At 68.4% G+C, this 11,313-nt stretch carries 10 protein-coding genes; 4 read left to right on the plus strand and 6 right to left on the minus strand.

Annotation, left to right across the window (positions count from 1 at the left end; translation table 11 throughout):
* Positions 1–6 precede the first annotated feature (6 nt).
* Positions 7–330, plus strand: a complete 324-nt coding sequence (locus tag AC3QL2_RS09395; protein WP_493233266.1) for a DUF1840 domain-containing protein — start codon at positions 7–9, stop codon at positions 328–330.
* 64 nt (positions 331–394) lie between these two features.
* Here the strand turns inward: AC3QL2_RS09395 and AC3QL2_RS09400 are convergent, their stop codons facing one another.
* A complete protein-coding gene (locus AC3QL2_RS09400; RefSeq protein WP_493233267.1) occupies positions 395–994 on the minus strand; it encodes a cysteine hydrolase family protein in 600 nt (199 codons plus the stop codon).
* A 123-nt stretch (positions 995–1,117) separates the two neighbouring features.
* Between AC3QL2_RS09400 and AC3QL2_RS09405 the strand changes: the two genes are divergently transcribed.
* Positions 1,118–2,005: a LysR family transcriptional regulator gene (locus AC3QL2_RS09405; RefSeq protein ID WP_493233268.1), complete on the plus strand. Its 888-nt coding sequence runs from the start codon at positions 1,118–1,120 to the stop codon at positions 2,003–2,005.
* Here the strand turns inward: AC3QL2_RS09405 and AC3QL2_RS09410 are convergent.
* Entirely contained in the window at positions 1,978–3,732 is a 1,755-nt protein-coding gene (locus AC3QL2_RS09410; protein WP_493233269.1) for a serine hydrolase domain-containing protein, read from the minus strand. The two genes, AC3QL2_RS09405 and AC3QL2_RS09410, sit on opposite strands and share 28 nt — an antisense overlap.
* Positions 3,733–3,938: 206 nt before the next feature.
* Here AC3QL2_RS09410 and AC3QL2_RS09415 point away from each other — a divergent pair, with 206 nt between their 5' ends.
* Positions 3,939–4,754: an EAL domain-containing protein gene (locus tag AC3QL2_RS09415; protein ID WP_493233270.1), complete on the plus strand. Its 816-nt coding sequence runs from the start codon at positions 3,939–3,941 to the stop codon at positions 4,752–4,754.
* A 12-nt stretch (positions 4,755–4,766) separates the two neighbouring features.
* On the opposite strand, the gene AC3QL2_RS09420 is transcribed toward AC3QL2_RS09415, so the two are convergent.
* The 4 genes from AC3QL2_RS09420 to AC3QL2_RS09435 all read right to left on the minus strand — a co-directional run bounded on the left by AC3QL2_RS09420 (position 4,767) and on the right by AC3QL2_RS09435 (position 10,738).
* The gene (locus AC3QL2_RS09420; RefSeq protein ID WP_493233271.1) at positions 4,767–6,188 is read right to left on the minus strand and encodes a hypothetical protein; all 1,422 of its coding nucleotides are present in this window, start codon (positions 6,186–6,188) and stop codon (positions 4,767–4,769) included.
* A 40-nt stretch (positions 6,189–6,228) separates the two neighbouring features.
* Positions 6,229–7,581, minus strand: a complete 1,353-nt coding sequence (locus tag AC3QL2_RS09425) for a cytochrome-c peroxidase (protein ID WP_493240382.1) — start codon at positions 7,579–7,581, stop codon at positions 6,229–6,231.
* A 332-nt stretch (positions 7,582–7,913) separates the two neighbouring features.
* Entirely contained in the window at positions 7,914–9,755 is a 1,842-nt protein-coding gene (locus AC3QL2_RS09430) for a nitric oxide reductase activation protein NorD (RefSeq protein WP_493233273.1), read from the minus strand.
* Positions 9,756–9,955: 200 nt separating this feature from the next.
* Positions 9,956–10,738 (minus strand): 3-hydroxybutyrate dehydrogenase, encoded by a 783-nt coding sequence (locus tag AC3QL2_RS09435; RefSeq protein WP_493233274.1) that lies wholly within the window; start codon positions 10,736–10,738, stop codon positions 9,956–9,958.
* A gap of 236 nt (positions 10,739–10,974) precedes the next feature.
* Between AC3QL2_RS09435 and AC3QL2_RS09440 the strand changes: the two genes are divergently transcribed.
* The gene (locus AC3QL2_RS09440; RefSeq protein ID WP_493233275.1) at positions 10,975–11,244 is read left to right on the plus strand and encodes a cupin domain-containing protein; all 270 of its coding nucleotides are present in this window, start codon (positions 10,975–10,977) and stop codon (positions 11,242–11,244) included.
* The last annotated feature ends 69 nt before the right edge of the window (positions 11,245–11,313 follow it).

Raw genomic sequence — 11,313 nt, forward strand, 5'->3', positions numbered from 1 at the left:
CACGCCATGTTGATCATCTTCAAATCCCCCGCCAGCGGCGACGTGATCATGTTCGAGAAGAACGGCAAGGAAATGCTGGAAGTGCTCGGCAAGGACAAGGACGACGCCAAGGGCATCTTCACCGTCGAGCAACTGCCCGCCGCCATCGACACCCTGAAGGCCGCCATCGCCGCCGACAAGGCCCGTCAGACCGACAAGGACGACGACAATGAGGACGAACAGGACGTGAAACCCGGCGGCGGCGTGAGCTTCTTCCAGCGCGCGGTCCCCCTGCTCGAACTGCTGGAACGCTCGCTGCAGGACAAAGTGCCGGTGACCTGGGGCGTCTGAGCGGGAAAACCGCGCCCCACCGGGCGCCTGCGGGGGCTGCGTCGGCCAGCCCCCGGGCCCTTCATCAATCCGGAATCTCTTCCCCGCTCGCCACGACCACGCCAAACATGTCGGCCAGCGTGGCCAGCACCGAGACCTGCAGGGCTTCGGCCGTCACCACGCCGCCGCCGAGAGCCGGCAGGCTGCGGGTGGCCGTGCAGTCGGCCGGCACCGTCACCCCGTAGCCCAGGCTGTAGGCGCCGCGGGCGGTGGAGTTGACGCAGTTGTGGGTCATGAAGCCGATGATCAGCAGGTTCTTCGCCCCCTTTTCCTTCAGCAACGCATCCAGTTCGGTGCCGACGAAGGCATTCGGCAGGCGTTTGACGACCACCGCCTCGCCGTCCACCGGTGCGACCTTGTCGGCAATGGCCCCGATCTCGGCGCGGATGTCGAACAGGCTGCCGGGGCCGGCATCGTGCTGCACGTGGATCACCGGCACGCCCAGGCGGCGGGCGCGGGCCAGCAGCCTGGCGCAGGCGTCGAGGGCCGGCTCGATGCCGGTCAGCTCCATGACGCCGCCACGGTAGGTGTTCTGCGCATCGATGATGATCAGCGTGGTTTCGGACAATTGCGGCGGCGTCATCGGTTTGCCGGCGATCTGGCGGAGCAGGAAGGGAGCGGACATGGATTTTCTCCAGAACGATTAGAGGTGGAGCCAGCTTAAGCCGCTGGAATACCTGCGTAAATCGACACACCTGCAGTCTGTTCCTGCAAAAATGCAGGCTTTCGCATCGATGGGAAATCCGCCATGAACTGGGACGACCTGCGCTTCGTCGTCGAGATCGGGCGCGCCGGCACCCTCGCCGCCGCGGCCCGCCGCCTGAAGGTGGACCAGACTACCGTCGCCCGCCGCCTGCGCGCGCTGGAGGAAGAACTTGGCGCGGCCCTCTTCGAGCGCGGTGACGGCCACTGGCGGCCGACCACCATCGGCGCCGACGTGATGCAGCGCGCCGGCCGCATCGAGGAAGACGTGACCGCCCTGCTACGCGTGGCGGAAGCCGGTGCCGGCGCGGTGAGCGGCCTGGTGCGCGTCACCGCGGTCGGCACCCTCATCGGCGACTACCTGGCGCCGCGGCTGGCCGGCCTGTACGCGCGCCATCCGGATCTGAGCATCGAGCTGATCGCCAGCAACGACAACCTCAACGTGGCCCGCCGCGAAGCCGACATCGCGATCCGCCTGGCCCGCCCGACGCGGGGCGACTTCCTGATCCGCAAGCTGGCCGACAGCGGCTTCGCCGTCTACGGTTCGGCCAACCAGCGCGGTGACGCTGCGAACGACTGGGTCGCCTACCTGGACGACCTCGCCCACACGCCGGAGATGCAGGCCCTGGAAAGCCTGCGCGGCGACGGCCATATCCGCCTGCGCTCGGGCAACATTCGAGGCCTGATGCGGGCCATCGCCGGTGGCATCGGCCGCGGCATCCTGCCGTGCTTCCTGGCCGACCCCGAGCCGCGCGTACAGCGCCTGTCCGGCCCCCAGCCACTGCTGAGCAGGGAGATCTGGCTGCTGGTCCATCCGGACGCCCGCCAGCAGGCCCGCGTGGCGGCGGTCGCCGACTGGCTGGCCGAATGCTTCGCCAACGATGCGGCGACCTTCCGCGGCGAGCTTCAGTCGCCGACGCGCGTCAGCACATAGCCGGCGAAACGGCACTCCACCGTGTCGTCGGCCTTGCTGCAGCGCACCGTCTCGCCGCTATCCGCCAGCTGCCCGAGGATCAGGGCCTTGTCCTCGCCCTGGGGCTGCAGCACCTGGCGTACCGGCGGCCCTTCCAGGACTTGTACCTCCAGCAAGGGATAACCATTGCTCTCGCGGACACGGATCTCCTTGAACAGCAGGACATCCTTACCCTGGTTGCTGAGCACATAACGCCCCAGGTAGGGCCGGACCCAGCCGGGCTGCACCGGCGGCAGCAGTTTCTCGCCGACCAGCGCCTCGGCCCCCAGGCGCTCGCCGACCAGCACTTCCCGCCCGGCGACCGTGCGCCGGCTGATGCCATACTGGCCGATCTCGCCGAGGCCGATCGGGAACAGGCCGAACAGGCGGTAACCCAGCCCCAGGCGCCCATCGGCGCGCGGCTCCAGGTCGAGGCGGGCGCCCAGCACGTCTGCCGCCAGCGCATTGCCGCGGCGTTCCACGCGCACATGCCCGAACAGCGTGGCGTAGTCCCCTTCCCAGCGGACCACCTCGGCTTCCGCCAGGGGTGCCGCCGTCGCCGCCGCGGGCTCCGTGGCGGGCGGCGGCCGCAAGCCGCTGCGGGCCTCCAGCGCCACCGACAGCACTTCGGTGGCAATCCGGTCCACCGTTGCCGACGAGCCGGCACTGTTGCTGAGCACCACCACCGCCAGCTTGTGTTCCGGCAAGGCCACCAGCGCCGAATGGAAGTTGTAGGTCGCCCCGCCGTGGAGCACGACCTTGCCACCATGCTTGAGCGGCGGCCGGCCAATGAACCAGCCGATGCCGACACGGCCGTCCAGGTCCAGCGGCACATCCGCATTCTGCGGGCGCAGCATCTCGGCCACCGTTTCCGCCTTCAGCACACGGCCGCCGCGGGCCTGACCATCGGCAAAGACCATCGACGCGAAGCGCGCCAGATCCGCCGCGCTGGCGTTCAGGCCCCCCGCCGGCACGTCACGCAGGGCCGGCTCGTCCCGCAGGCGGCCCTTGTCGTAGCCGCGGGCCATCAACGGTGACGCCGACGGCGTGGCGCTGAAGGACGCCCCGGCCATGCCCAGCGGCACCAGCAGGGACTGCTGCAGGTGGTCGGCGAAGGGCCGGCCCGCCGCCCGCTCCACCGCCGCGCCGACCAGCGTGATGCCCAGGTTGGAATAGGACAGCACGGTGCCCGGCGCATAGGCCGTGTCGACATCGGCCAGCAGCGGGATCACGCTGGTGAAGGGCGGCGGCGTCTCGGTGAAGAAGTCCTTCAGATAGTCCCGCGGCAGGCCGGCGTGATGGGTCATCAAGCCGCGCAGGGTGATCGGCGGCGCACCGGCGAAGCGGCTGCGGATCGAAAAGCCCGGCAACGTGCGGGCCAGCGGTGCGTCGATGTCGAGGCGCCCCTGCTCGGCCAATTGCATGGCCGCCGTGTCGGTGAACAGCTTGGAGATGGAGCCGACCCGGTACAGCGTATCCGGCGTCGCCGGCACGCCCTTTTCCTTGTCGGCAAAACCGAAACCCCGCGCCCACAGCAGCTTCTGGTCGTCCACTACGGCCACGCTGAGGCCAACGATGGACTGCTTGCGCATTTCGTACTCGATGAGGCGGGTCGCGTAGTCCTGCACTCCCGCATCGTCGTTGCGCGCCAGCGCCGGCGGACGCGACGGTGCGCCCGCACACGCGGCCAGCAGCAGAGTCGATGCCAAAAGCATTCCCACCCTGGGCAGGAGAGATTCACGCAAAGCCATGCCATCAATTCCTTTGGGATAAAAGAACATGACCCTAGCGTATTCCGAACCCTGCCATCAAGCGCCGGAGCACACACCATGAAGCGTCACAAAAGCTTAATTCAAATGGCGCGAAGCGCTGACCACAATGGCGGTATTACGTTTTGCCACGCCGTCCCGCCACCATGTACCTCAGCGGTCTGATCGTCCACCTCCGCGAACTGCTCGCCAGCGAAGCCCTCAGCTTCGTCTTTCAGCCTATTTTCGATCTCCGCCGGCGGACCGTGCTGGGTTACGAAACGCTGATGCGCGGCCCGGAGGCTTCACCGCTGCACACCCCCGAACAACTGCTGCGCGTCGCCCGCGAGGCCAGCCTGGGCCTCGAGCTGGAACGCCTGGCCACGCGCCTGGCGGTCGCCGCCTTCGTCAGTGCGAAACTGCCCGGCCGCCTGTTCATCAACCTGAGCATGGCAATGGTCGCCGACCACGCGGAAAGCGGCGATCTGCCGAAGCTGCTGACCGACGCCGGGCTGGCGCCCGACCGGCTGGTCATCGAACTGCGCCAGCAGTCGGACGACGACCGCAGCCGACTGAGCACCACGCTGCAGGCCATTGCGGCGCTGGGCATCGGCCTGGCCTTCGACCGCCTCGCGCCGGCCACCGACAGCAGCGCGCCGCGGCCCGACTTCATCAAGCTCGGCCCGCTGCAGGTCCGCCAGATCCACACTAACCTGCCGCGCCAGCAGGAAGTGGCGGCCTGCCTCGAACGGGCCGAGGCGCTCGGCATACAACTGGTCGCCGAAGGCGTCGAGGACGCCCGCGAGCTCGCCGCCCTCAATGCGCTGGGCTGTGTCTTCGCCCAGGGCTTCCTGCTCGGCCGGCCGTCCACCGAGCCCTTCCGCCAGCTCTCCCGCGGGGTCAGCGGCATCCTCGACGCGCAGCATCGGCTACCCCACCTGCGCGTGCCGTCTCCCGCTTCCGCGGGCACCTTGCTGCACTGAGTTCTTCCGGCCTCAGTGGGCCATGCTGCCACTGCCACCGGCATAGACGACGGTGATCGACTTGATGCCCTGCTGCAGACGCTCGCCCACATCGATCCACGGATTGCACTTCCACACCAGGCTCGCGCAGTTGGACGGCATCGGGTACCAGCGCCCGAAAGGGATGAAGGGCAGCTTGTCCTCGGTGGAAACCAGCGCGATGAACTGGTAGTTGATGCGGTCGCCGTTGGCATCCATCGCCGCGGAGTAGCCCAGCGCATCGCCGGCGTTGGTCTTGGTGCAGGTGCCCAGATCGTTCCAGCAGGTCATCATCATGTTGTTGCCGGTGCCCTGGCGGAAGTCGTCGGTGACCAGCAGCACGCCCTTCGAACGGCCGCGGTTGCCCACCCCGGCAAGCCCGTCGCCCACACCGACCTTCGAGTTGTACAGCTCCCCGCAGGAAAAGGTGGCGTGCTGGTTGTTGGCGTTCTTGACGACCACGAAGCAGCGGTTCTTCTCGTTGGGATAGGCCAGGCCGGCGGTGTCGAGCACGTCGGTCAGGCGGATGCCCTGGCCGAACCAGTAGTTCATGTGGCGCGGCCCGTATTCCTGGAAGTAGTAGGTGGAGAAGGCGCTAGCCGCCTTGCTGCCGATGCGATCCACCGCGTAATAGCCCTGGGACGAGGTGGCCGACAGCGTGGCGGCGGACACGGTGATCGGCGTGGCCACGTCGCCGCTGACCTGGAAGGCGATGTCGCCAGGCACCAGCGCCGGCGAGTTGGCCGCCGACGCCAGCGTGTAGCTGGTGGCCTCGAAATCGTTGCGCACGTGCAGTTCGGCCAGGCGCGGCGTCTTGCGCAGGGCCGGGTCGGTGTCGTTGCCGGCGATGACTTCCATGCTGCCTTCACCGTCCGGCAGCGCGCTGCCGTTCTTCTCGTAGGCGACGATGGTCTTGTCGCCGTTGCCGGTGCGGATCAGCTCGGTAAACGAGAAGGCCGACATGCGCCCGTCGAGGCCGACCGCGATGATGGCCGTCGTCGCCCCGAACGCGCCGGTGTTGTAGTCGGCCGGGCGGAATCGGGTGGCGCGCACGATCACGTCGGCGAGGCGGTAGCCCTTGTAGGTGTCGCTGCCGACCGTGACCAGCACCGGATTCTCGACGGCCGGGAAGGTCGTCGCGTCGTTCATCAGGGTCTTCAGGTCGGTGACGGTGAGCCCCGCCCGGGCCTGGAAATAGGGTGTCGAGCCCGACGGGCTGTTGGCCGGATTGGTCGGGTCCTGGGCGGTGGTCAGGTCGGCCGGCATCAGGCTCTGGGTGCCGCCCTGCTTGATGTCGAAGGACGCCGACGGCTTCAGCGGCGCGCTGACGCTCCCGCCACCACCGCTCCCACAGGCATTGAGAAAAACGGCGGCGGTCAGCGGCACGATCAGCGTCCGGATCGAAAACGGGTTCACGGGATGATTCCTTTCAGATTTTCAGGGTGGGCGATGGCCCTCAGCGCACCGAGTTGTTGCTGCCGTTGGTGAGCTGGTTGAGGAAGGCGATGAGGTCGGCGAATTCGCTGTCGCTGAGCGTCGGCGGGCTCTTCAGCGCGGGGTCGAGGCGGGACAGCAGGTCGGCGTAGAGCGCCGGCGCCGTCGTGCTGTCCTGGCACGGCAGCACGTTGCCGCCGCTGCGCAGCGCCTCGCTGCAGCGGAAGGCCATGGCCGAGGCGGCCGGGTCCAGGTGGTGGCGGACCGCGTCTTCCAGCGTTGCGAACACGCCGTTGTGGAAGTACGGCCAGGTGTTCTTCACCTCCCACAGGGACGGGGTCAGGAAGGCGTACTTGTCCGCATCGCTGCCGGTGACGCTGTGGCGCCCCAGGTCGCGGGCCGGCGTCATCGCTGCGCCGGCCGCAAAACCGGGGCCGATCTGCGGAACGGCGAGGTTGTGGAATTTCTGGTCGCTGAGCAGCGGGCCGCCATGGCACGCGGCGCACCCGGCCTTACCGAAGAACAGCAGCCCGCCGCGCTTGGCGCTGTCCGGAATGTCCAGCAGGCCGGCCATGTAGCCGTGGAAATAGGTCTTGATGCCGAAGGCGTACCAGCGGCGTGACTCGAAGGCCGCCAGCCCGTTGCCGACGGCGGCGATGCCGATGGCGGACAGCGGCGTGTCCGGGTAGGCCTGCTGCAAGAGGCCAGCAATCTGCGTGTCGGCGCGCAGGCGGGCCATGATGCCGTTCCACACCGGCAGCGGATCCTGCTCCACCGTCGCGCCTGCCGGGTTCAGGTCGGCCAGTTCGTTGGCATCGGCGGGATCGTTGTAGCCCAGCATCTCGGGGCGGGACAGCAGCGGGAACAGGGCCTGGACCGCGGCCAGGCTGCCAAGCCCGGCCGGCAGCGCCGCCCCTGCCGGTGTTGAATAGACGCCGTCGCTGACGCTGACCCGGCCGTCCCAGAACATGAAGCGCGGATTGCCGACCACCTTGTTGAGGAGGTCCGGCGCATTGCGGTGGATCAGCGGCGAGCCGGTGCGGTTGGGCGGTGTGCCACTGCCATTGATGCCGATCGACAGCACCAGGTTGTCGAGGCCGGCATTGCCGATGGGATGGCAGCTGGCGCAGGACACGCTGCGCGTCCCGGACAACAAGGCGCTCTGGAACAGCACCGAGCCCAGGTTGTACAGCGCATCGGACACCATCGGCTCGGCCGGCGCGACGACGCCGTTACTGGCCAGGTAGGCCCGCAGCGGCGTGTCCAGATCCATCGCCGCACCACCTGTCGTGCCCGCCCCGGTGTCCGTCGACGTTCCGCCAGCGCTGCTGCCGCTCCCCCCACCGCAGCCCGCAAGCTGCACGGCGAACGCCATGGCTAGCGCGCCGCCCATCCACCATTTCCGCATACCGACTCCCGGCCGCCCTTCCGGACGGCGATTCACTATATTTTCTTGTATATAACGACAGGCACAAAACCCCTGTCAGCACAATGCAAGGATAGTGAAAGCAATCTCCGTACCGACCACTGGTACATGAGGAGCAGAACGAGCGTATTGACGGAGAAAAGAAGGCATGCCGCGGCGGCAGTTCGGTGCGGCTCAGCTTTTCCCGCGGTGCCGGACGGCGCCGCCAAGAAACCATCTATGTATCGTTGATTACATAACGAAGACCGATCGTCGCAAGTACGACACCCTGGCGACGGAGCTTAGACGGCGGTCAGCTGCGCATACAACTTGGGCAGACGCGCCGGCAGTTCGGCCGGATTGCGCAGGATGGTGTAGCCGGCCGGGCCGAAGAGGTGCGGCAGATAGCCCTGGCCTTCCTTGTCGATGGTCACGCAGAACGGCCGCACGCCCTCCTGGCGGGCGGCGTTGAGGCTCATGCGGGTGTCCTCGATGCCGTAGCGGCCCTCGTAGTGGTCCACGTCGTTGGGCTTGCCGTCGGACAGGATCAGCAGCAGGCGCAGCGCCTCCGGCCGCTTGGCGAGGATCTGCGTGGCGTAGCGGATGGCGGCGCCCATGCGGGTGTAGAAGCCCGGCTTGAGGGCGCCGATGCGGCCGCGGATGCGGTCGTCCACCTTCTCGCCGAAATCCTTGATGCGGTGGAAGCGGATGTGGTCGCGCCGCCGCGACGAGAAGCCGTACAGGCCGAAGGGATCGCCGGTGGCGCCGAGGGCCTCGGAGAACAGCCACAGACTGTCGCGGATCACGTCGATGACGCGCTGCTCGTCGCTGACCCAGGTATCGGTGGACAGGGACAGGTCGGCCAGCACCAGGCAGCACAGGTCGCGCTCGCGGCGCTCGCAAGACAGGTAGCCACCACCACTGGCCACGTGGCCGGTGCGCCGGTCGGCAAATGCGCGCACGCAGGCGTCGATGTCCAGCTCAGGGCCGTCGGGCTGGTTCTTCAGCCAGCGCTTGGCCGGGGTCAGCGCCTCCAGCTGGCGGCGCAGGCGCCGCGCCGGGCGCACCAGGTGGGCTGGCAGGGGGCCGGGCATCGCGTCGCGGGGGTCGAGCACCGTCACACTGCACATGTCGCGCTTAAGCACCTGCTTCTTCCAGTCCCACTCGGGCAGCAGGATGCCGGTTTCCAGCGGCACGTCGTCGGCCGCCGCGGACGGCAGATCCAGATCGAAGCGCACCTTGGAGGCGGTGTCGTGGCCGTCCTGGGCCACGGATATCTTGTCCATCTCGCTGGCCGCCCGCGGCGCGTCCTCGCCGTCACCTTCCTCGTGGCCGCGATTGACCTTCACGTATTCGGCGAAGGACAGCAGGCTTTCGGCGCGGAAGGGCAGGATCAGGCCATTGCGGCCGTCCGGCATGTCCTCGCGCTGGGCCTGGCGGCGACGCTCGGTGGCATCCTCCGTCTTGCCGCCTTCCCGCTGTTCGGCCGGCGTCGGATTGGCCGCGTTGTGGCGGCGGTCGATGGCCACCGGCGCCGGATACAGCCACAGGGCCACCGGCACCGGCGGACGGCGTGCCGACGGCAGCGCGGCGACGCTGCCCGGTTCGGCCAGCGCGCGGCGGATCGCCGTTTCCACCGCGGCCTCGTCGGCCGGCAGCTTGCGCGGCTCGGGCCGCTCCGCGGTGATCGCCTCCACCAGCCGCCGGTAGCGCGAGCCGAAACCGGGAAAGGCCGCCAGCGTAGCCGCACTAGCCTGCTGGTTAACCACGATCCAGTTGTCGGCGGCCAGGTCGGCCTGGTCCAGCGCGGCGCCCTGGGCGATCAGCCACAGGTAGAGGTCGCGGTTGAGCGCCCGCTCGGGGAACAGCGCGATCTCCGCCGGCAGGCGCAGAGTCTCGTCGTCCCGCGTCGCGTGGGCGATCTTCTCGCCAGTGTGGGCGATGCACGCCAGCCAGCGGCGCCGGGCGCCGTGCTCGGTTTCGGCGGCCGGCGCCACGCGCAGGCCCGGATCGCCGCCGAGGGCGCGGAACAGGATACCGGCGCTGCGTTCGATGTCCGCCAGCCGCACCGCAGCCTTCGGATACGTGCGCATCGCCGCCCGCGTGATGAAACGGTGCCACAAGCCACCGACAAACTCTTCCATGCCCGCCCTCCACCAAGACTGCCACCGGCTCCCGACGTCGAGATGACAGCGCGGAAAACCGGAACGACCCCGACTGTACGGGGCGCCCCGGCGGCGCGTCCCTGTCCTGGCTCAATTTCCGGCACAGGCGGCCGCTGGGACCGCCTGCGGGAGCGGATGCATCCGCCGCCGTGGAGGGTTTGATCAGGGCAGCGCGGGGCTTAGCGCGCCGTCCACCCGCCATCGATCAGCTGCACCGAGCCGGTCACTGATTTGGCCGCATCGGAGCACAGGAACACCACGAAGGCTGCCACCTCCTCCGCCTCGACGAACTGCTTGGTGGGCTGGGCGGCGAGGATCACCTCGCGGATCACCCGATCTTCCGGCAGGTTATGCACCACCGCCTGGTCCACCACCTGTTTCTCGATTAGCGGCGTGCGCACATAGCCCGGGCACAGCGCGTTGCAGGTGATGCCCTGCTCGGCCACTTCCAGCGCCACCGCCTTCGAAAAACCCACCACCGCGTGCTTGCTGGCCGTGTACGGTGCCTTGAACGGCGACGCGACGATGCCGTGGGCCGAGGCGATATTGACGATGCGCCCCCAGCCCTGCTCCTTCATCCCCGGCAGCGCCGCCTTGGTGGTGTGGAACACCGCCGACACGTTGATCGCCATGAGCTGCTCCCAGATCTCGTCCGGAAAGGCATCCACCGCCGCCACATGCTGGATGCCGGCGTTGTTGATGAGGATGTCCATGCCGCCGAAGGCCGCGATGGTGGCTTCCACCAGCCCCCGCGCGGAAGCCGGATCGGCCAGGTTGGCCGGCGTATAGCCCACCTCCACACCGGCCTCGGCCGCCAACCCGGCGCGCAGCGCCTCCGCCTCGGCCGCCGGCCGCGAACCGTTGAGCATCACCTTCGCCCCGGCCTTCGCCAGGGCCCGCGCCACCGCCAGCCCAATACCCGAAGTGGAACCCGTCACCAACGCCGTCTTGCCTGCAAGCATTACTGCTCTCCTCTGCTGTGTAGTTGCCGCATGCGCGGCTGATGCCGCTGTCAGGCAGGGATGCTAGCGCAGCGGCGCGGGGCTGCGGGAGATCGGCGTCACCCGGAACAGGCGGCCCCTGCGACACGATCCGCCTCCAGCGCACCTGATCAAGTCGCCCGCCCTCACGCTAAAATGTGGCCTTCCAGCCGCGTGCCGCCCGGCGCGTTCCCTTCACCCACACGAGGCCCGACAGCATGGATCAGCACGAGTTTGAGGCGGCCTTGCGCCACGACGGTTTTGGCGAAATCGTCATCGTGGAGCGGCCGCCCAATGGCCATCTCGATGGGCACACCCACCCTTTCGAGGCACGGGCGCTGATTCTGGCCGGAGAGATCCGCCTGCAGTGCGATGGCGAAGAAGAGCGCTGCTTCAAGGTCGGGGACGTCTTCCAGCTCGCCGCCGGGCAGCCCCACACCGAAACCTACGGGCCGGACGGCGTGCGCTACGTCGTCGGTCGGCGCTGAACATCGGCGCTGTGGTGGGCTGGATGCAAGCTTTGTGCGCTATACCTGCCCCTCCCCCTGACTGGCTCC

The sequence above is a fragment of the Zoogloea sp. GW822-FHT05C07 genome (genome assembly GCF_058800215.1).

Bases quoted from the DNA above. Each gene is read 5' to 3' on its own strand.
- AC3QL2_RS09395 (WP_493233266.1), top strand. From the start codon at position 7: ATGTTGATCATCTTCAAATCCCCCGCCAGCGGCGACGTGATCATGTTC.
- AC3QL2_RS09435 (WP_493233274.1), bottom strand. From the start codon at position 10,738: ATGCTTGCAGGCAAGACGGCGTTGGTGACGGGTTCCACTTCGGGTATT.
- AC3QL2_RS09405 (WP_493233268.1), top strand. From the start codon at position 1,118: ATGAACTGGGACGACCTGCGCTTCGTCGTCGAGATCGGGCGCGCCGGC.
- AC3QL2_RS09440 (WP_493233275.1), top strand. From the start codon at position 10,975: ATGGATCAGCACGAGTTTGAGGCGGCCTTGCGCCACGACGGTTTTGGC.
- AC3QL2_RS09415 (WP_493233270.1), top strand. From the start codon at position 3,939: ATGTACCTCAGCGGTCTGATCGTCCACCTCCGCGAACTGCTCGCCAGC.
- AC3QL2_RS09400 (WP_493233267.1), bottom strand. From the start codon at position 994: ATGTCCGCTCCCTTCCTGCTCCGCCAGATCGCCGGCAAACCGATGACG.
- AC3QL2_RS09425 (WP_493240382.1), bottom strand. From the start codon at position 7,581: ATGGCGTTCGCCGTGCAGCTTGCGGGCTGCGGTGGGGGGAGCGGCAGC.
- AC3QL2_RS09430 (WP_493233273.1), bottom strand. From the start codon at position 9,755: ATGGAAGAGTTTGTCGGTGGCTTGTGGCACCGTTTCATCACGCGGGCG.